The 20,838-nt window shown below is 49.0% G+C and carries 15 protein-coding genes and 1 pseudogene; 10 read left to right on the top strand and 6 right to left on the bottom strand.

The features are described 5' to 3' along the window. Positions 1-114: 114 nt before the first annotated feature. Positions 115-1,203: a fatty acid desaturase gene (locus tag LN737_RS28595; RefSeq protein ID WP_405514315.1), complete on the top strand. Its 1,089-nt coding sequence runs from the start codon at positions 115-117 to the stop codon at positions 1,201-1,203. 101 nt (positions 1,204-1,304) lie between these two features. Here LN737_RS28595 and LN737_RS28590 read toward each other — a convergent pair whose 3' ends face one another. Next, positions 1,305-2,183 carry a DNA/RNA non-specific endonuclease gene (locus tag LN737_RS28590; protein ID WP_405514313.1) on the bottom strand — a complete coding sequence of 293 codons (879 nt, stop codon included), beginning with the start codon at positions 2,181-2,183 and terminating at the stop codon, positions 1,305-1,307. A 93-nt stretch (positions 2,184-2,276) separates the two neighbouring features. Here LN737_RS28590 and LN737_RS28585 point away from each other — a divergent pair, with 93 nt between their 5' ends. The 6 genes from LN737_RS28585 to LN737_RS28560 all read left to right on the top strand — a co-directional run bounded on the left by LN737_RS28585 (position 2,277) and on the right by LN737_RS28560 (position 8,601). Beyond that, positions 2,277-4,325, top strand: coding sequence for a tetratricopeptide repeat protein (locus tag LN737_RS28585; RefSeq protein ID WP_405514311.1), 2,049 nt, complete (start codon positions 2,277-2,279; stop codon positions 4,323-4,325). A gap of 153 nt (positions 4,326-4,478) precedes the next feature. Beyond that, the gene (locus LN737_RS28580) at positions 4,479-5,636 is read left to right on the top strand and encodes a zinc-dependent alcohol dehydrogenase (RefSeq protein ID WP_405514309.1); all 1,158 of its coding nucleotides are present in this window, start codon (positions 4,479-4,481) and stop codon (positions 5,634-5,636) included. 63 nt (positions 5,637-5,699) lie between these two features. Further along, positions 5,700-6,740 carry an SDR family oxidoreductase gene (locus tag LN737_RS28575; protein ID WP_405514307.1) on the top strand — a complete coding sequence of 347 codons (1,041 nt, stop codon included), beginning with the start codon at positions 5,700-5,702 and terminating at the stop codon, positions 6,738-6,740. 190 nt (positions 6,741-6,930) lie between these two features. Beyond that, positions 6,931-7,452: a hypothetical protein gene (locus LN737_RS28570; RefSeq protein WP_405514305.1), complete on the top strand. Its 522-nt coding sequence runs from the start codon at positions 6,931-6,933 to the stop codon at positions 7,450-7,452. A gap of 116 nt (positions 7,453-7,568) precedes the next feature. Beyond that, the gene (locus LN737_RS28565; protein WP_405514303.1) at positions 7,569-7,889 is read left to right on the top strand and encodes a hypothetical protein; all 321 of its coding nucleotides are present in this window, start codon (positions 7,569-7,571) and stop codon (positions 7,887-7,889) included. A gap of 184 nt (positions 7,890-8,073) precedes the next feature. Further along, positions 8,074-8,601, top strand: a complete 528-nt coding sequence (locus LN737_RS28560) for a hypothetical protein (RefSeq protein ID WP_405514301.1) — start codon at positions 8,074-8,076, stop codon at positions 8,599-8,601. 48 nt (positions 8,602-8,649) lie between these two features. Here the strand turns inward: LN737_RS28560 and LN737_RS28555 are convergent, their stop codons facing one another. Further along, the gene (locus LN737_RS28555) at positions 8,650-9,678 is read right to left on the bottom strand and encodes a chemotaxis protein CheB (RefSeq protein ID WP_405514299.1); all 1,029 of its coding nucleotides are present in this window, start codon (positions 9,676-9,678) and stop codon (positions 8,650-8,652) included. Positions 9,679-9,778: 100 nt separating this feature from the next. On the opposite strand from LN737_RS28555, the pseudogene LN737_RS28550 reads away from it, so the two are divergent. Next, positions 9,779-10,305, top strand: a pseudogene (locus LN737_RS28550) (chemotaxis protein CheB); the annotation flags it as partial. Then, on the top strand, positions 10,294-15,072 hold the full coding sequence (locus LN737_RS28545; protein WP_405520559.1) for a CheR family methyltransferase: 4,779 nt from the start codon (positions 10,294-10,296) through the stop codon (positions 15,070-15,072). The pseudogene LN737_RS28550 and the gene LN737_RS28545, both read left to right, overlap by 12 nt. A gap of 76 nt (positions 15,073-15,148) precedes the next feature. On the opposite strand, the gene LN737_RS28540 is transcribed toward LN737_RS28545, so the two are convergent. From LN737_RS28540 to hisB, 4 genes are all read right to left on the bottom strand, one after another. Continuing rightward, the gene (locus LN737_RS28540; RefSeq protein WP_405514298.1) at positions 15,149-15,613 is read right to left on the bottom strand and encodes a response regulator; all 465 of its coding nucleotides are present in this window, start codon (positions 15,611-15,613) and stop codon (positions 15,149-15,151) included. Between the two features lie 288 nt (positions 15,614-15,901). Continuing rightward, positions 15,902-17,293 (bottom strand): DUF3500 domain-containing protein, encoded by a 1,392-nt coding sequence (locus LN737_RS28535; protein WP_405514296.1) that lies wholly within the window; start codon positions 17,291-17,293, stop codon positions 15,902-15,904. 173 nt (positions 17,294-17,466) lie between these two features. Continuing rightward, positions 17,467-18,033 carry a 1-acyl-sn-glycerol-3-phosphate acyltransferase gene (locus tag LN737_RS28530; protein ID WP_405514294.1) on the bottom strand — a complete coding sequence of 189 codons (567 nt, stop codon included), beginning with the start codon at positions 18,031-18,033 and terminating at the stop codon, positions 17,467-17,469. 284 nt (positions 18,034-18,317) lie between these two features. Continuing rightward, the gene (gene hisB, locus LN737_RS28525) at positions 18,318-19,466 is read right to left on the bottom strand and encodes a bifunctional histidinol-phosphatase/imidazoleglycerol-phosphate dehydratase HisB (RefSeq protein WP_405514292.1); all 1,149 of its coding nucleotides are present in this window, start codon (positions 19,464-19,466) and stop codon (positions 18,318-18,320) included. A gap of 371 nt (positions 19,467-19,837) precedes the next feature. Here hisB and LN737_RS28520 point away from each other — a divergent pair, with 371 nt between their 5' ends. Then, positions 19,838-20,836: an NYN domain-containing protein gene (locus LN737_RS28520; protein ID WP_405514291.1), complete on the top strand. Its 999-nt coding sequence runs from the start codon at positions 19,838-19,840 to the stop codon at positions 20,834-20,836. Positions 20,837-20,838: the final 2 nt, after the last annotated feature.

The following is a 20,838-nucleotide window of genomic DNA, read 5'->3' as shown; positions in this document are numbered from 1 at the left end:
TATTCCATTTTTTTCGTTATCATTACCGGAAGGTTCGGGCAGTTTCGATTGTCATAGCGCAATCAAAACGGCCCGAACCTTTTTTATAACCTTTTCTAATCACCGTAAATCTGCATGAAGTTACTTAGCACGATCAAGGACCCAACATTTACAAAACGCGAATACAGCCAGATTGACCGCTTTTTTATCTCCTACATTAAAGATGAACGCGATCTTCCCTTCATTTATCTTACTATTCGCATTAGTCTAATCCTGATTCCGTTAAGTGTGTTACTCTTCATGCCCTTTGTTACGGGGTGGATGTGGGGGGCAGTCGCTGTTGCTCACTTTTATGTAAGTAACTTTGTATTTAAAGGTCCCTTTGGGCTAATGCTTCATTGTACGAGCCACCGCCAGTTTTTTAAATCGGAATACGACTGGATGAACAACTACCTGCCGTGGGTGGTGGCACCTTTTTTCGGTCATACGCCCGAAACGTATTATAGCCACCACATCGGCATGCACCATCCCGAAAATAACCTTGAAGATGACGACAGCAGCACGATGACGTTTCAGCGTGATAGCTTCCGGAGTTTTCTGGCGTATTTCGGCCGCTTCTTTGTTGTGGGTGTTCGGAATCTCTTGAATTACCTGCGCCGGAAAAATCGTCCGAAACTGGCTACCCGCGCTTTAAAAGGTGAAATTGTCTTTGGTATAGTCTGCGTAGGGCTGTGTTTTGTGAGCTGGCCCGCTACGGTACTGGTTTTCTTACTGCCGCTGGTTATCTACCGCCTGGTTGCTATGGTAGGCAACTGGACACAGCACTCGTTCGTTGATTTTGAAGATCCGGGCAATGCCTACAAAAACAGCATTACCTGTATCAATGTGAAATACAACAAAAAATGCTGGAACGATGGTTATCATATCAGCCACCACATCCGCCCGGCCATGCACTGGACGGAGCATCCCACATTTTTTCAGAAAACAATTGACAAATACGCACAGAATCAAGCTATTATATTCGATGGGCTGGACTTCTTGCAAATTTTCTACCTACTGATGCGTGGTCGGTACGACGTTTTAGCGCAGCATATGATCAACGTGAACGGTACGTTTGCCAATGATGAGGAAGCAATCGCATTGCTACGTCGTCGGACGCAGCGTATTCCGCTTCAGTCGGCGACTGTCCTACAGCCTGAAGTCGCTACGGTAGCGGCAGCGTAACTAAGCCGTACTAATTGATAGATGCTATAGATTTTTTGGTTGCCGTTGCTCAGGATAGCCTGGCTTTAATTGCAGCCAACGAATCTATAGCATCTGCATATTCAGCTATTCCCGCCGTCGATTCGCAGTTCAATGAGTTGCTGCACATCGGTCGGTACGTTCGATAGAAAATCGTAGCCGGTCAGGGTTTCCAGCGCATCAATGCTGGTCAGATAAGCCTGCCAGGTTTTATCGGCAGCCGTCTGTGTATTTGGGATCGTAACTGCAATCACGCGGGTATTGGCCGTAATCTGAAATGTATTATCCGAACCGGCCGGAACAACAACCAGTATTTTCCAGAGAGTAGCCGGAACGGTTAGTTTACCATTAGCCAGCGCCGTAGCGAAACCGTTCTGGCCGGTACCTCCCGTTCCACTGGCCCCCGCAATGATATACACATCGTTTCCGTTACTCATCAGTTGACGTTCATAATCTTCCAGGGCTTTCCAGACTTCGCGGTTATGACGGGGCGCCTGGGGTACAATGTTGGTTAGAAGAAACGTAGCGGCATTGTCTTCGGGAGTAGCATCCCGGTCGTCGGAAGGACAAAGGTGGCCCCGATCAAAGCCAGTATTGGTATAATCGCCGGTGCGAACGGCGTACCATCCTGCCGGGATAAGTGGATCGGGACGAAAATCATTGGTTCGGCGACTGTCTCCTTTCCAGGATGGGCTCAATCGCCAGCTTACCCAATTGGCAATGCCCCGGCTACGGTTGTAGGATAGTACGTACTGTGGCCGGGAGATGAGGTAATTGTTGGGATCACTGACCGATGCCTGACTTGGATTGCCCAGGGCAAGATTGTCGACACGATTGAGGCTGGTGCCTGATACTGGGGTGATGGGTCGGCCGACTCGACAGCCCGTTATCAGTAGTCCCAGACTGACGGCCAGAAAGATTGATCTTAGTTGATAAACCATCGGAATTGATTTTGCTGACATTCTTACGAACTTTACATATTGATTCATCTAAATACTTTCTGCAAAACCTTTTAAAGAGGTAAATTACCCTGAAATAGACGAGTTATTGCTATTATGGCCAAAAAAAAGCAGTTGCCGGGCAAGGATAATCCACGCCCGACCAGTGAAAAAGGGGCGGTTCCCAAGCCCGCTCTAACGCCAGCCACAGGCCCCATACGTCCCAATACAGGCCGGGCTGGTGAGAATCCCCAACGTACTCCCTTACGCCCAATAACAAAAACGGAGAGCACTCCGTCAGTAGCCCATTTGCCAATTGAATCGCGTCCTGTAGTGTGGTGGCCGCCTGTTGTGCTGGCACTCCTGGGCGTGCTCTTGTACGTCAATACCTTTGGTCATCAATACGCACTCGACGATATCGCTGCCATTAGTCAGAACCTGTTCGTTAAAAAAGGAATCGCTGGTATCCCGGATTTGCTACGTTCAGAATTCTGGCATTTCAGCAACATCTCTCTGGGTTACTACCGGCCCTTATCGCTGATCACGTTTGCGCTGGAGCAGGAATATTTCAAGGATAACCCGAATATCAGCCATATGATAAATGCCGGGCTGTATGGCTTGACGGGCCTGGTCATTGGCATTCTGTTACAGAAGTGGTTATCGGGCCAAACCATTGCGGCCTTCCTGATCGGACTGGTTTTCATCGCGCACCCCATTCATACGGAAATTGTAGCCAACATTAAAGGCCGCGACGAAATCCTCAGTTTCCTGTTTATTTCGCTGATGCTGCTGGCTTATTGGCGGTACCTCGAAACCAAAGACTGGGGCTGGATTTTTAGTGCCTGTCTGGCTCTTTATCTGGCGTTTTTATCGAAAGAGTCATCCATCGTCAGTCTGGCCCTGATTCCGGCCATGCAGTACTGGTTTGCCCGCCGACCGCTTGGCGAAACGTTGCTGAGTTTGTGGCCATTTCTGTTCATAACGGCCGTATTCTTCTTCCAGAAGAAGCAAATGATTGGCACGCTGAGCGGCACTCCGCCCGTCGATTGGGCCAATTATCCATATGCGATTGAGAAGACCCAAAAGTCGACGATGTTTAAATTTCTGCTGTACTACATCCGGCTAATCATTTACCCGCACCCGCTGGTTTACGACTATTCGTACAACGTCATCCCCTCGGGAGGGAAGGGCGATTGGATGACGTGGGCAGGCTTTGTTACGTTCATTGGCTTACTCTGGCTGGCCTGGAAAGGGTTTATCAAACGGACGCTCTGGGGCTTCGGAATAGTCTGGTTTTTCGTGACGATGGCGCCGGGTCTGGGATTCATCTGGATTCGGGGGGGCATTTTTGCCGAACGCTTTGCCTATGCAGCCGTCATGGGTTTCGGGTTTGTATTGATCTGGGCCCTGCAGAAATTTCTGGTACGTGATTCGGCGGAACCGAAAAGCGAATCTGATGTACGGGTCGAACCTCGGGCCTTACTGACCCGCTATGCGCCTGTGCTGGGTCTGATGGCTGTGGTTGCGGGTTTATATTCATTCAAAACGGTCGAGCGAAACCGCGATTGGGAGAACAATTTCGTGCTTTTTAACTCTGCTTTACCCTACGCGCCAAACAGTTGTCAGGTGCAGCGACACGTAGCAAACGAATGGATCGAAAAGGGTTTGAAAGATCGGGCCAAAGCAGATTCCATTGCCAATGCTACCAATGCGCTGAAGCCCAAACCATCACCCGATAAAATCAAAACGGCCCAGGCGCTGATTGACACCAACATTGCTCGCGCAAACAAACACGGTCGGTGGGCACTGGATCATTTGCAGGAGTCGACCCGCATTTACCCAAGCTTCGGGGAAGCCTATTTTTCGATGGCCTACGTATTTCAGAAAATTACGCCCAACGTTGATTCGGCCAAATACTACTACAAGCAGACCATGCGGGCGGCCAACGCCTATGCACCAGCCTATAACAACCTGGGCGTTATTTATCAGAACGAAGGAATCACGCAGAATAACCGGCAGAAGCTGGAATTAGCTTCTTACTACTACAACCGGTCGATGGTAGTAAATCCGGCTTATGTCGATGGGTTAAATAATCGAAACAACCTGCTCAAAGCTACTGGCATCGATGTAAAAGTGCTGCCTGATTCGATTATCAATAAGTATTAGAAATTCCTGACTATACAGAAAAGCCTGCTTTCGTGATGGGAGCAGGCTTTTCTGTATGTAGCATATCCACTACCTAGTTTATTGAAACCATGCCTGGAGAAGTTAGTTAGAAAGAAAACTTAATCTCAACGTTACTTCTTTTCCGCTTCTCTTATGAAAGCAGCAGTGTTTCACAAAATCGGAGACATCCGCGTTGAAAACACGGATGATCCAAGTATCGAACAACCCCGCGACGCCCTGATCCGCGTTACGTCGACAGCCATCTGCGGTTCTGATCTGCACATTTACGATGGCTTTATTCCTCAATTACAAAATGAAGTGCTTGGCCATGAGTTCATGGGTATTGTTGAAGACGTTGGGTCGGGCGTGACCAATCTTAAAAAAGGCGACCGCGTAGTGGTTCCCTTTACCATTGCCTGTGGACAGTGTTTTTTCTGTCAGCACAACCTGCAAATGCAATGCGAAAACTCCAACCATGAGCATTACGGTCCCGATGGTGGCCTGTTGTCGCAAAAAGGGGGTGGACTTTTCGGATATACAGATCTTTACGGCGGTTATAATGGTGGACAGGCGGAGTACGTACGGGTTCCCTACGCCGACTATGGCTTGCGGCAGGTACCCGAAACCCTGAAGGACGAACAGGTATTGTTTCTGACCGATATTTTCCCAACGGGCTGGAGCGCTATCGAATGGGGTGAGCTGAAGGGGGGCGAAACGGTTGCCATTTTTGGGTCGGGTCCGGTTGGGCTAATGGCTCAGAAATCGGCCTGGATTCAGGGAGCCGGACGCGTAATCGCCATAGACCCGCTGGAATACCGACTGGAACGGGCCAGACGCGTCAATAAAGTTGAAACGCTGAATCCAAACGATGTTGATGTCGTTGAAGCGATCCGACAGATGACCGAAGGCCGCGGGGCCGACTTATGCGTAGATGCGGTCGGTATGGAAGCTAACCGGTCGTTTCTGGAGAAAGCAAAAGCCGTAGTTAACCTCGAAAAAGGAACAACGAAAGTGCTGGAATTATGCTTCCAGGCCGTTCGTCGCGGGGGTATCGTATCGGTAGTCGGTGTGTACGGAAGCCCGTCCGATAACTTTCCGATTGGCCGTGTGTTCGACAAAGGAATTACGATACGTAGCGGACAATCGTTCGTTCACAAAAACATCGATTACCTGCTGAATCTGGTTGTGGAGGGTAAGGTTGTTCTGGACGATATAATCTCCCACATACTTCCCCTATCGGAAACCTCGCGAGCTTATGATATGTTTAAGAAGAAGGAAGACGACTGCACAAAAGTGGTACTAAAGCCCTGATTATAAAACTATTATTGGGCCGTAGCACCTCAGATTCATTCTGTTCAATTAGCTTACTCAACTATGGAAAATCAAACATCAAAAACGGTTCTTATTACGGGAGCAAGCAGTGGGATCGGTCGCGAACTGGCCCGACTCTTCGCTAAAGATGGATACAAACTTGTGGTAGTCGGACGTAACGCCAAGATGCTTGGACAACTGGCCGCTACGCACTGGAACCAGTACGGTACCGAAACGACCATTATTCAGAAAGATCTCGCCGACCCTAACGCACCGGAAGAAATCTACGCCGAAACACAGGCAAAAGGGATTCAGATCGATGTACTGGTCAACGACGCGGGCTTTGGCGAATATGGCCAGTTTGCTACCGAAACCGATCTGCAGAAAGAATTAAACGTAGTACAGGTTAATGCTGTAGCGCTGGTGCACCTGACCAAGCTGTACGTGAAAGACATGGTGAACCGCAACAGTGGTAAAATTCTGATGCTGGGGTCTGAAGTGTCGGTTATTCCTAATCCGATGATGGCGGTGTATGGGGCGACAAAAGCCTTTATTAAATCGTTCTCCGAAGCCATTCGCAACGAACTGCAGGACACAAACGTCACCATTACGGTGCTGATGCCGGGCGCTACCAACACGAATTTCTTCAAAACCGCTGGGGCCGATCATACCAAAGGAGCTGACCCCGCCAAAACGGCAAATCCTGCCGACGTTGCCAAAGAGGGGTACAGCGCCCTGATGCAGGGGAAAGATCACGTAGTGGCTGGCTGGATGAATAAAGCGCGGGTAGCGGCTGCCCATGTATTGCCTGATCCGTTTCTGGCCGCCAACGTACGTAGCGACATGACGCCGAAGGATGAAACAGAAGATAAGTCCAAAGAACAGCTAACCCAACTGGCTGTTGGTATCAGTGTCGTGGTGGGCGTTATTGCCGGACTTTACCTAACGTACCGGCAGGCGAGCCCGTACGATAAGCTGAAGTATCGATACAAAGCCGGAAAAGCAGCCAAATCAGCAAAGAGCGCGTTAGGATCGGTTAGCGATTCTGTCAAAGGGGCTTATGCAAAAGCCAAATCTGCCGTCGACGAAGCGCAGTTTGTTTGATAGCAGTGTAATCCCGTGGAGAGTCGCATTGCCGACTGTGATCGACTCTTCACGGGGTTATTTGTTTTGATTAGACAGCTCTAATGCTCAGAAAATTATAGGCTTAATAATATTTAATGACGTTAGCATCTTATCATACGTTTTTGCGTGTAGGTTTACAGAGCCAATGGCTTAACCTGATTTTTCCCATATGATCCTTTCGTTTTCGGCCATTGACAGACACGCTCAATTCCGGGATTTTTGCTGTAATCTTACTGGACTTGAAACCATTCTGGACTTTTTGAGCACCATTACGTCGCACGGCGATACGATCCTCAATGCTTATATTCTTGACGAAGGGAATCGGATGGAGCTACCGCCCGAAGCCTTTGATGGGCAGCTGTTTTCGCAGCCTCTTCAGCAGTTGGAAGAGCAATGGCAGGCTGCTTTACGTAAACCCGTCAGCGATAAACTATCTGCGAATCAGTGGCATATCGAGTTAATCCGTCAACAGATCAGGCTATATGGCGACCGGATAGAAACGCTTACGTTGCAAGTCGACCGGCTTGAGATGCTTCGTCGACGCGTTGAGGATATGTATTATGACCAGCAGCGGAACCAGCTTATGGAGCAGTATACGAATACATTAACCATGTATCAAAGCCATATTGATCGGGCTCAGGATGGCCGACAACGCGCTATAAAGAAGCTGAAGAAGCTGGAAAGTTATTAGAGACAAGATTTGGTTAACGGTTGATCGTCAGTTCTTTATCTTACAGAATGAAAACAATTAGCTTACAACATATGTTTAGCTAGTGTTCTATAATTAGTTTATAGAATATTTCATTCATGAAAGTGATTGTTGACACAATTGAGCAGGATGACTGGGTGATTCGGGGGTGGACCGTTAAATTCCTACTGTCCGACAAACTGCTGCATCAGGTGAAACTGATCTCCAGAGCCGAGCACTGGTATGAAGACCCGGTTGTAGCCGATACATGGATCGTGCGCGTTCGTATCTGCTTCAATAGTATTCAGCAATATTACAATACGTTTGGGTTGCTCCCACAGATCGGTGACCGCCTGTTCAATGAAGATTCTGGCCTGGCTATTCAGGATCGTTCAATAGATGGGGGACTCAAACACATAACATTTACACTTACCACCTAACAGTCGCTCAGCTTATAGCGATTTCGGCCAATTAAGTCGGTATCAACGAAAAATTAAGCCGCTTTTTGGGTAAGATCAGGAAATCGTTACGTTTTGGCAAGGTATACATACAGTTGTTCTCAGGTACTGTAATGGGTTGCAGTTGATTTTTTAGTTATTGTACGTTCATTCCTGAAAACTACCTATGATCCTCTCATTTTCGGCATTAGATGACAGCTCCTGCCCACAGGATTTTTCCTGCGAGCTTCCTGAGCTTGAAGATGCACTTGATGTATTGACTATGGTTGCCTATCAGGGCAATACAATTCTCTATGCCTATATTCTGGATGAGGGGAAGCGTACCGAACTGCCGTGTGACGTGTTCGACGGGAAGCCACTTTCTGCTTCACTAAAAAGGCTGGAAAAACAATGGCAGGCGGTGCTTAAAAAGCCGGTACGTTCGTCAATGCTGGTAAGCAGGAGATGGCTTCAGGACATTACCCGGCATCGTATCCAGATCTATGATAACCAGATCACCCATTTTGTTACGTTACTTGATAAACTGGCTATATTACGTCAACGTGCACTTGCCGGCCACGACGGGTACCGAATGAATGTACTTGTCAGTCGATATACCTCGTTGATTCATAATTATGAAGTATACATTGACCGAGCCGTTGCCGAGCGGAATCTTGTTCATAAAAAACTGAGTCAGCTGGAACATTCCCTGTAGTTTTGGCTGTATATAAACTCCTTACCCGTTTCTAGAGTAGCTTTCTTATTACGCTGGTCTGGCCAGGGCAGAATCTTCACTGAGTTTTTCCTGGCTCATAGCAAAGTTACGGGCTATTCGAGCCCGCTCACGGGTTTCTTTAGCTTTCTCAAGAAATTGCTCAGCCGCTTCTCCGTTGCCCCCTTCCGCAAAATGTTTACCCGAATGTTCGAGCAGAATTACGGTTTCCTCCAGGCTACGAACGGCCTTCCAGAACGATTCTTCCACCACTCTGGTCGTTTCGGCGAGTAGCGAACTGGCCGTGTACGCATGACCTGTATGGCAGCGATAACGAATCAGTTTACCTTCTTTAATACTAATCAAAGCGCCGTTACATTCCGGGCAAGTAAGGGTCGTCAGGCCACCCATATCCAGAATTCCCATATCAAAAGCGTTGTCCTGAGCGGCAATGTTTACCTCCGTTTCCAGCCGCTTCTCTTCTGCTGGCGTTAATTCGGGTTTACCGGCAACTGGCTCTGTGCTTAACTGGGTAATTAGCTGAGCTATTTCTGAAATTGGCAGAATGTAATCAACATCTACATGGTCCAGTACGTTGTTGGGCATACTGTTATACAAGGCTTCATTGGGTTGCTGAACGATGCAGGTCCCTTCAAGCCGCTTAACCGACCACATACCCGACGTACCGTCATCGAGCATGCCTGTTAGTATAACCCCCACCACCCGAGGCCCATACGAATAGGCTGCTGAACGAAACAGGGCATCGATTGACGGACGAAACCGGTTCTCTTTCGGGCCTTTTTTTACAATAACCTGATCATACTCTACCAGCAGGTGATGATCGGGCGGAGCCACATAAATTCGACCGGGCAAAATAGGTTCGCCATCACTGGGATGAACCGCTTTTAGCGGCCCTGCCATACTCAGAATTTCTGGTAGATAGCTGGGCGAATGGGGCGATAGGTGCAGCACTACAAATATACATCCCTTAAAATCGGCGGGCAGGGCAGCCACTAATTCTTTGAGGGCAAAAACTCCGCCTGCCGATGCGCCAATAACAATAATGTCCCGTTTTGCCATCTTGGTCGTATGGATTACCTTTAGCTAGTGATCATTCACAACCCGCTCTAGTTACCTTAACCACAGACCTGCCTCTTGGTTCAGCAGGAATCCTTAGAACATGTCAAAACAAAAAGCTGCCGCAGATTCGTCGCAACCCCAATCGCCGTCAAACGTACCCATCGTTGCGATTGGCGCTTCTGCGGGCGGTCAGGAAGCCGTAGTTGAACTGCTGAAAAACCTGTCGCCAACCACAGGACTGGCATACGTGTATATTCAGCACCTTGACCCTACTCTCGAAAGCCATTTGTCTGACATTCTGGGCCGGGCTACGTCCATGATTGTGCAGGAAGCACAGCATTTGATGCGGGTTGAGCCCAACCACCTGTACATTATTCCGCCCGACCGTGATCTGGAAGTGCTGGACGGCGTACTGACACTGGTACCACGCAAAGCTCGTTCGGTCATCCACATGCCTGTCGACCAGTTTTTTCTGTCGTTGGCGGAGAGGCAGAAAGAGGGAGCCATTGCCGTCGTGCTGTCAGGAACGGCCTCCGATGGAACTCTTGGCCTGCGAGCCATCAAAGCCGCGGGGGAATTACGTTTGCGCAGGATGAAACCGCCCGGTTTCAGAGTATGCCCCGGTCGGCCATTACGGAGGGCGTTGTGGATCGGGTGCTGCCACCTGCCGAAATCGCCAAAGAACTCGAACGACTGAGCGGGCAGATCAGTGTTTTTCAGCAGACAACACTTCCCGAAAGCCAGGAGATCGACAGTGAAGATTCCTCAACAACCGAATCCATTGCCGGTACGAATGAAGATTTGCGGACAATCATTCAACTGCTGCGCCGGGCAACCGGCGTGGATTTTAGCTATTACAAAGTAACGACCATCCGACGGCGGATCATCCGTCGAACACTGCTCTATAAGCTGGAGTCGCTGCACGAATATGCTGAGTACCTCCGCCGACATCCTGAGGAAGCCAACCTGCTGTATGATGACTTGCTCATCAACGTAACCACTTTTTTCCGGGATGCCGACACGATGGATTACATCCAGAAGGTTCTCCTGCCGCAGTTGGTTCGGGAGAAAGCCCCTCAGGAGCCGTTACGTATCTGGGTGCCTGCCTGCTCGACGGGTCAGGAAGCTTACTCCATTGCCATGCTGCTGCTGGAAGTGCTGGGCGATCGGGCCCTTAGCCGGACCATTCAGATTTTTGCTACCGATCTGAGCGAGTCTGCCGTGGCAAAAGCTCGGCTGGGAAGCTATACGCGGGGTGAAATTATGGACGTATCGGCCCGGCGGCTGCAGCGGTTCTTTACCAAAATAGACGACTATTACCGTATCAATAAAGCGGTGCGGGACTTGTGCGTGTTTGCTCCCCACAATCTTCTGAAAGACCCGCCTTTCTCCCGGCTTGATCTGATAAGCTGCCGCAACCTGCTTATTTATCTGGAAGCTCCGCTTCAGCGCAAAGCTATTGCTACGTTCCATTATGGGCTTCACCCGAACGGCTACCTCATACTGGGCAAATCGGAAACGGTGGGTACGTCAGCCCCGCTGTTTTTACAAATCGAGAAAAATTACAAAATTTTCTCCCGCAAAAATGACGTCGACAGCCGGGCTACCTTCGCTATGTCGCCCCGCCAACTGGATGGTGATACAATGTCGAACCGACCATCGATTCTTCCCAGATCGGCCGGGCAAGGCGCTGGCGATACACCGGGACGTAACGCGTCAGGCAGTCAGGATCGGTGGGCGGGAGCCGCTTCTGATCTGGATAAAGTTGTTGATAACCTGCTGCTGAATCAATACGTACCGGCCAGTGTGGTGGTCAATCAGGATCTGGAAATCCTTTCGTTTCGGGGATCGACCGGTTTGTTTCTCGAACCTTCGCCCGGCAAAGCCAGCCTTAACCTGATCAAAATGGCGCGTCCGTCGCTGGTCTTCGAACTACGGAATGTTGTCCATAAAGCGCAGAAACTGGGCGAGCCCGTCCGGAAGAGCGGTCTGGAGATCAAGGTAAAAAACAAGATTCATTACGTAGCTATCGAAGCGGTACCGCTCGAAACGGTGGGTGAGGAGCGAATGTTTCTGATTCTGTTTGAGGAAGTCGAACCGCCCGCAGTGCCAACCACCCGCACCGCCGACGCCCGAAATCGCCGGATCAAAGAGCTGGAGAACGAACTGGCCAATCTGCGGGAAGACATGCGCTCGATTATTGAAGAGCAGGAAGCCAGCAATGAAGAGCTGCAATCGGCCAACGAAGAAATTATCAGCAGCAACGAAGAACTGCAAAGCATCAACGAAGAGCTGGAAACCAGTAAAGAAGAAATTGAATCGACGAATGAAGAGCTGCTGACCATTAATCAGGAATTGCAGGTACGTAATGATCAGTTGTCGGAAGCCTATCAGTTTGCCGAAGATATTTTCGGCACTATTCGCGAAGCGACGCTGGTACTCGATACCGATCTGCGGGTGAAAAGCGCGAATCAGGCGTTCTATCGATTGTTTCAGCTAAGCGATGAGTCTACCGAACGGCGGCTTATTTACGAACTTGGTAACCGCCAGTGGGATATTCCTGAACTGAGGCTGATGCTGACCGATATCATTACGTCCGATGCTCAGTTTCAGGGATTTGAATTGAAATATTCCTCGCCTGAAGCGGGCGAAAAAGTCCTGTCACTCAACGCCCGACGGGTGGTTCGACAACAGGAATCGATTCTGCTGGCTATTGAAGATATTACCGAACACCGGCGGGCGCAGGAGTTGCTGGCCGAGCGGGAGGGATGGTTCCGGCAAATTGCCAACAATGCCCCTACGCTGATCTGGGTGACCGATGCCGACGGAAAATTCACGTTTCTGAACAAAGCCTGGCTCGATTATACGGGTTACGATCTGGATGAAGTAATGAAACACGGCCTGGTGCACGTAATGCATCCCGACGATCGGTTAAATTACCTCGTCAACTACAACGATCATATTACTAAAAAGGAACCCTTCCAGTCGGAGTATCGGCTGTACCGACAGGATGGAAACTATCGCTGGATGCTGGAAAATGCACAGCCTATGGCTGGCGCCCAGGGCGACTTCAACGGCTATATCGGTAATGCCGTTGACATACAGCTGCAAAAAGAATCGACCCAGCGGATGGATCGCCAGATGCAGGAGCGAACAGAGGAACTGGCTGAGCTTAATCAGTTGATCAGTATTGCGCTCAATATCAGCGAAGCCGGGCAAGGCCGCTGGGACTGGAACACGAACGCTACCATCTGGGATGATCGCGGCAAAGAAATCATTGGCTTTACCAGCGATGAAGAAATGACGAAATCCGATGGTTGGATCAACCGCATTCATCCGGATGATCGGGCCGAAGTAATGGCACATGCACAGGAGGCCATGCAGAACGGAACCCCCTTTCTGCATGAATACCGCGTTATTCACGATGATGGTAGTATTCGCTACGTGCTAGGTTCGGGAAAAATGAATCAGGATGCCAGTGGCCAGCCGATGGGTTCGGCAGGTATGGTCATTGACATTACCGGGCTAAGACTGGCTAAATTCAAAGCCGATCTGCAAAAAGCCCATGATCGCCAACGGGCTATTTTTGAGGCTCTTCCGCTGCCGCTGAGTTATTTCCGGGCAATTCGCAATGAAGATGGTACCATAGTTGATTTTACGCTGGAAGAAGCTAATCAGGCCAGCCTTCAGTTACTTACACTTGAGCAAGAGGTTAATGGTCAAACAGTCAATCAGTTACGTGTAAAGCTAATTGACCATCCGTATTACCAGAGTATGATTACGGTAGCCGAAACCAGTCTGGCTAAACGGGAAGAGGTTCATACGCAGATCAACGGGCAGGATGCCTGGTCGCTGGTAAACACCGTCCCGTTTGAAGATGGGATTTTAATTGCCAGTCTGGACATTACCGACCGCAAGCTGGCCGAGCAGGCGCTGGACAAAAGCAAACACTTTGTTCAGATGACGCTGGATAGTTCGAAAAGTTTAGTACAGGTGTTGGAAGCCGTACGGAACGAAACGGGCGAAATCATCGATTTTCGCTGGATATTAAAAAACAAAATAGCTCGTGACGTATTGGGCGACAGCTTGCAGGAAACCTTACTCCAGGTTACTCCCGGTCTGGTAGAAGCTGGCTTTTTTGCAAAATGCCTGCACGTAATGGAAACGGGCGAAACCATCCGCTTTGAACTGAACTATGACCAGGAGCGGTTCCCGAATGCGTATGATGTTACGATCGTAAAGCTTGACGATGGGCTTGTGATAAACAGCCTCGACATTACCGACCGGAAGGCGGCCGAAATGCTGGCCCAGCAAACTACCCAGAACTTACAGGCAGTTCTGAACAGTTCACCGGCAGCCATCTGTTTTTTGAAACCTGTCTGGGATGATGCGCATACGCTGATCAATTTTCAGCTAGTGGTTTGTAATCAGCAGTTTGCGGAGATGGCAGAGCAGTCTGTTACGCAATTGATGGGCCAGAAGATCTCTCAATTGGCCGACAAACTCTGGCATGAACATACTGTCGAAAACATTAGACAAGTTTTGGAAACCGGTACGCCATTTGTCGACGAACAATATAACCCCGACAAGAATCAGTGGATGACTATCGTCCTGAATAAGTTCGATAGTGGTGTTGTGTTGATGGGACAGAATATTACCCAACTGAAAAAAGCCGAGCAGCAGCAGGAACACTTGCTTAATGAGCTGGAAAAATCGAACGAAAATATTCAGGTTCTGGCACAGATGCGTCAGCAACTGCGGGAGCGGGGCGAGTTTCTGCGTAGCACCTCGCACGACCTCCGGGGCAATATTGGCATCATTCAGGGAGCCGTTACGCTGCTGGACATGGCTACCTCGGATGAAGAGCGGAGTCATATGCTGGAAATGCTCCAGCGAAATTTGAGGCAGGCTACCCAAATGCTTTCCGAGCTGCTGGACGTAGCCCGGCTGGAAGCCGGGCAGGAGCAGCGCCAGATTGAATCATTCGATGCGGCTCAGTTATTTCACGGATTAGTCGATAGTTTGCAGCCTTTTGCCGATGAGCGGGGGTTGTGGCTACGTAGTGAAGGCGACGAAGTCCTGCTTGTTGAAGGGGATAGGGTTAAAGTCCATCGTATTGCACAAAACCTCCTGTTGAATGCGCTGAAATATACGCAAACTGGGGGCGTAACGATAAACTGGGGAGTGGCCCCCGCAGCCGATCAATGGTTACTGACCATTACCGACACGGGTCCGGGTTTATTAGAAAATGACCGTTCCAAATCGGGCGAAGGGATTGGATTGAACATTGTCAGGCAGTTATGCGGACTCCTGGATTGCCACATGGACACTGATAGCCAGCCTGGAGTAGGTACCCGTTTTGAGCTTTCGTTTCCCCGGCGCTACGTGGCTTAGCACATATTTCTCTGGTTTCTATTCCCTTACTCATACATAGAAACCAGAGAACCGGAACCGACCGGTTTCGTTTGGTTCAGGAAAATTTCGGCAGCGTAACAGCATCCCACCAGTAATGGCGGAAGCTGGCAAAGCATTCCAGCCACTTTTCGTACCCGTTTGGCTTAACAATATATGAGTTTGTCCGGAGGGCATACGACTCGCTAATATCGTCTTTGTCGTTTGAATGGCTCAGAATAATGACCGGTATTTCACGATAGATATGGTGCGTTTTTAGGATTTCCAGAAGACTCAAGCCCTGTTGTCGGCTGGGCAGGTATAAATCGAGCAAAATTAATCTGGGCAACTCGCGCAGGTCCTGCGTACAGGCTTCCAGATACATGTTAACCTGAGCCACTTCCGACAGCCAGACAGCCTCAACCTCTGGAAATTGTTGTTGCAGAGCCCAGCGTATGACGAACCACTGATCGGCATTATCTTCTACTACCAGAATAGTAGATTTTGGGTGTTTGTGACGCTTGGCCGAGGTAGAGCTACTCATTAAGGTTTATGATTCGATTAAATAGCTAATAGTTTATTAAGAGGTTAGTAAAATTAATAAATTATAATTGCTACCCTGAAAAATTTCGATCCTTAATCGAATTAAAATCAATTAGTTTCTGGTTTCCTTCTTTTTCGACATTAAGCAGTCAATCTACTTACCAGCTGGTCAGTAGATCGCGGGCCGATATTCGGGCTATTTTTAGTTCAGGCGGCTAAAAGAAAGCGCCCGTACTACCGGGCCGAAACCAGTAGTGTATATACAGATCAAGCGCTTTGGAATGGTAAGTTAAAACGTAAAGTTGCCGCCGTAATCACGGGTATGATCACGCCAGATGCTGTGGTAGTGAATTTGATTCTGGTACACTACACCCGACTGACAAACAAACTCGATCCAGACACTCGGCCCGTCGATACGTACGTAATCGGCGTTGCTGCTCAGCGAGGCATTGCCCGAATAAGCGATATATGTATCCGCCAGTTCATTCTGGTACGTAGCCAGCAAACTGGCCGCTGTAGCGTCATCCGTATCCAGTACCCAGGGCTTCATGGCTGCCAGTATCAATGCCTGCTGATCGGTGCTCAGGCTGCTGACTTTCAGACCAACTTTCGTGGCCGGAAATTTGCCATCATTAGTTGGCCCAAGCAGGACGTCGCTAAAAGTACTGCTGAGTTTTGCACTGGCGAGCTGATCTGCACTCAGCGATGCCAGCATGGCTGCCATAGCATCGTGCTCGCTGCTGAGCGGAGCATAGGAACTACCGTTGGTAGCTGTCCAGCTTTTCGGTTCGACCCCCTCAAACTGAGGAGTTGCGCCCTGAACGGCACCTGCATTGTAGGTTTTATTGATGGCCAGATGATGCCCACCAAACTGAAACTGCCAGGTGGTTGTGGTAGAAGGCGTACCCAGAAACGCGATAAAGTAAATCCCCGATGAATAGCCAGTGCCGCCCCCTGCGGTTTTCAGTACGTCGTCGGCAGCCCGGATTTGCATGGCTTCATCGTAGCCTTCGTTTTCGGTTGTGCCGGTTGCAGCTTTCACAACGGCTAGTGCTGCCGTCAGCTGTACATCCGTCAGCGTAGATAGTTGCAGCCCCAACCGGCAGCCTGATCCACAGGGCAGATTCGACCATTTTATGGCATTGGTCTGATTGTAGGAAAGCACAACGGCCGTTTTCTGCGCATCGGTTAGTGTTGCCAGAAACGCGTTAGCTGCGCAAACAACTTTCTCGGTTGTAGTGGTGGCCGTACTGCAATCAGGTGTTGTGGTGGTGGTAGATGAGCCTTCCGTTATAGTCGTTGCGATGGCGCAGGAGCCTAACGCGTAGGAAGGGGCTGATACGGTAATGGTTTCAGAAGTTATAGTTGCCGTCCCGTCAAACGTGAGCGGTATGGCTACAGAGGTTTGCCCATCTTTTACTGTCGTTGTATAGGTCGTAGGGGTAAAATCCGAACTGACAAGGTTGAACGTAACAGAGCCAGCCGTAGCATTGTTCAGACCAACCGACAGCGTAGTGTTTTGCGGTGAACCGCTGTTGGTAAACGACGTAGTACTAAGTGAGGTGGATGTGCAGTTTATTGATGGAGCCATGATAATGTCATTCTCCGTCTTTTTGCAGGATACAACCACACTCAGGAATAAGAAAAGCGCTAACGTTAGTCGGATAAATTGCCCGTTCATAGGGTTTAAAGATAGAAATCTCTTTTTAAAAGTGCGGCCTCAACCGCTTTTATGTTGCGGATTTTGTTCAGAAGTAGTCGGTGGACAGTACGAAAAAGTTTGCATTTGGCGCTGAAAAGCGTAGTGAGAAAGGAGGGTCGTGGCGAAATGCCGGGAGGCTATAGTAAAAAGGCTTAATGGATAATTCCAGTTTCTTCCCACTGCCGGAGCCAGTCTTTCCGTTCTCCCTTCAAGGCTGCGAAAAACTCATAGAAAGGCACCATGTCCTGTTCATAATTGCCAGTAGCATAAATAGGATTGCCCAAAACGACGGATTTTCGCGGCCAGTCAATTCCAATCGGAATAAAGGGAACATGTGCCTTAAGCGCAATGTAGTAAAAGCCGGTTTTAAGTTTCGATACATTACGGCGGGTTCCTTCCGGAGCGATGCAGATATGCAGCCGATCATGCTGATTGAACAGCATCACAATGGTATCGACCAGATTGCGCGATTGGTCGCGGTATACAGGTTTGCCACCCAACGCACGAAAAAACCAGCCTGAATACCAGGCAAATAGCGAACTCTTGGCGAGGTATTGCACCCAGATACGGGTAGCGGCTCTGGCGCCTACGCCAACCAGAAAATCCCAGTTGGTGGTATGCGGAGCAATTACCCAGATGGATTTAGGAAGGGTCGTAACAGTGCCAACAAGCTGCCAGCCAGCAATCTTGAACAACCAACGGGCAAGGGCACTAAACATAGTCGTCAATAAAAAGCCGTCAGTCAGTGAGTCAATCGGGTAATGAGTTGACTCACTGGCTCACCGACTGAATTAATACTTCCGATCATTGCGCTCTAACCACCGGCCTGTCATAAACGAAGCGATCAGGAGAACGGCGTAGAACAGCAGTGTTAAAGGGGTTGATAAATCCATGTTTGTATTCAGTTGAATGTCGGTGCAAAAGTATAACAAAATAGCCGGTCAGACAATCCGTTGGTGAGCCGGTCAATGATTAACGGCTAATGAATTACCGACTCACCAACCTACAGAACTCCCTTAGTGCTGGGGAGGTTGTCCAATTCTTTTATATCCCGCCGAACAGCCATCTTAATGGATTTGGCAAATGCTTTGAAAATAGCTTCAATCTTATGGTGTTCGTTATCGCCTTCGACCTTGATATTCAGGTTGCACAAAGCTGTATCAGAAAACGATTTGAAGAAATGAAAAAACATTTCCGTGGGCATATCGCCGATTTTTTCGCGCCGGAATTCGGCATCCCACACCAGCCATGGCCGCCCTGAAAAATCGATACCAACCTGCGCCAGGGCTTCATCCATCGGTAAAAGAAAACCGTAGCGGCTGATACCGCGCTTGTCTCCTAGCGCCCGTCGGTAGGCTTCACCAAGCGCCAGCGCCGTGTCTTCAATGGTATGGTGCTCATCGATGTGCAGATCACCATTGACCTGGATGGTCAGATCGGCTCCCGAATGTTTGGCTACCTGGTCGAGCATATGATCGAAAAAGCCGAGACCCGTATGAATACTGGCCTGACCGCGACCATCGAGGTTTAAATCCACCCGAATCTGGGTTTCTTTCGTATTTCGTTCAACGGTAGCCGTACGGGCCGGAAGGCGCAGAAATTCATAGATATCGTCCCAACTGTCGGTTTTTAGGGCAATGGCCTGCTGCATGGCATCCGTCAGGCCATCCACATCGGCAAACTGCACCGCAGACAAGCCGTTTGGGGGTAGAAACAAAATGGCTTTAGCGCCAAGGTTTATTGCCAGCTGAACATCGGTGAGCCGGTCGCCAATCACGTAGCTATTGGCAAGGTCATACGTATTGTTGAAATAGTCCGTTAGCATGCCGGTGCCGGGCTTGCGGGTCAATGAATTGTCGCGTGGGAAATGGCGGTCAATATGTACGGCCAAGAAATGAATATTTTCTCCCGCGAAGGTGGCCATCATCTTGTTGTGAGCTGGCCAGAACGTATCTTCAGGAAACGAACTGGTGCCAAGGCCATCCTGATTGGTAACCATCACCAGTTCATAATCGGTTTCTTCGGCAATCTTCCGCATGGCCGACAGGACCCTTGGCATGTAATCGAGTTTCGCCAGCGAATCGACCTGTTGATCGGGTTGGGGTTCGACAATCAGGGTGCCATCGCGATCAATAAAGAGAATTTTTTGCATAATGTGCAGGAATGAGCCAACAAAGATACAGTCCTGGAACATTACACGCGAAAAAGTGTTATGTTTGCAGAGTAGTTCTTTACAATGGTTTTTTGTAATTATCCGTATATTTTTTATTAGTTTATTGAGCAGAGAATATTATAGCGTATTTCCTACCGTAGCAGTCCCTGCCAAATACCCATAAGCCTACCTATCACCTCTTTTTTATCATAAAATTAGTAGTTACCGAGTACTTTGCGTTTTTATTGGTATCCGTAAATCTCTAACCTAATACTATTCAAAAAACACCCAATTCATACACTATCAACCTTTAAAACATACATCAGCGTACATTATTTATTACTTATACTTTATAAACATTAGAGGTTAACATGCCAGCGACAGCATCCAGACTGACCCGCATTGGGGTTTTTTATGACGGCAATTATTTCTTACACGTAAGCAATTATTACAATTACTCACACGAACGGCGCAGCCGGATCAGTATTTCGGGTTTACACGCTTTTATCAGAAGGCAGGTAGCCGAAGAAGAAGGCGTTAATGAGCGTTTATGCCAGATTGTTGATGCCCACTATTTTCGGGGGCGTCTGAATGCCCATGAGGCCAATCAGCGCGGTAATCAGTTGTTTTATGATCGCCTGTTCGACGATATTCTGATGTCGGAAGGGGTTGTAACTCACTATTTACCGGTAAAAACGTATCAGGGATATCGTCAGGAAAAAGGCATCGACGTATGGCTGGCGCTTGAGGCTTTTGAACTGGCTCAGTATAAGAAATTCGACGTAGTGGTGCTCATTACGTCTGATGGCGATTACGTACCGCTTATCCGTAAGCTCAATACACTTGGTTCGCGGATTATGGTGCTGAGCTGGGATTTTGAATTTCTCAATGAGCAGGGCGAAAAACAGATTACCCGCACTTCTCAGGACCTTTTGGAAGAAGTATCGTATCCGGTTGCCATGCACGGCATCATCGATGACCGCAGCCGCCGGAACGATACGGCCATTCAGAATCTGTTTGTGAAACAGCAGGCGCGTCCGGCTTTTGCCGCAGCTTCTGGCGCAAATTACGCTCCTTTTGCGAATGGCCATCCGTACGACGATTATCCGCTTATCGATGAACCCAACTACAACATCGTAGGAGTGGGCGAAGATGATGACCCGGAAGGACGCAAGATCAGCACCATTCGTAGCCTGAAAACCGGTTATGGCTTTATCAACTACCCACCCAATAATCTGTTTTTTCATTACACAAGTCTGCTGGATACGGACTTCAATGAATTGCAGATCGACGACGAGGTGGAGTTTACCATTGGGCAGAATGCCGAAGGTAAAGACATTGCCATTGATGTGCGTCTGGTACGTCGATAAGT

Origin of the sequence: Spirosoma sp. KNUC1025, assembly GCF_045160025.1 — a bacterium.
In the GTDB taxonomy this organism is placed as follows: Bacteria; Bacteroidota; Bacteroidia; order Cytophagales; family Spirosomataceae; genus Spirosoma.
Note: the sequence above shows the minus strand (reverse complement) of the source record. Positions and strands in the feature narration are given on the sequence as shown.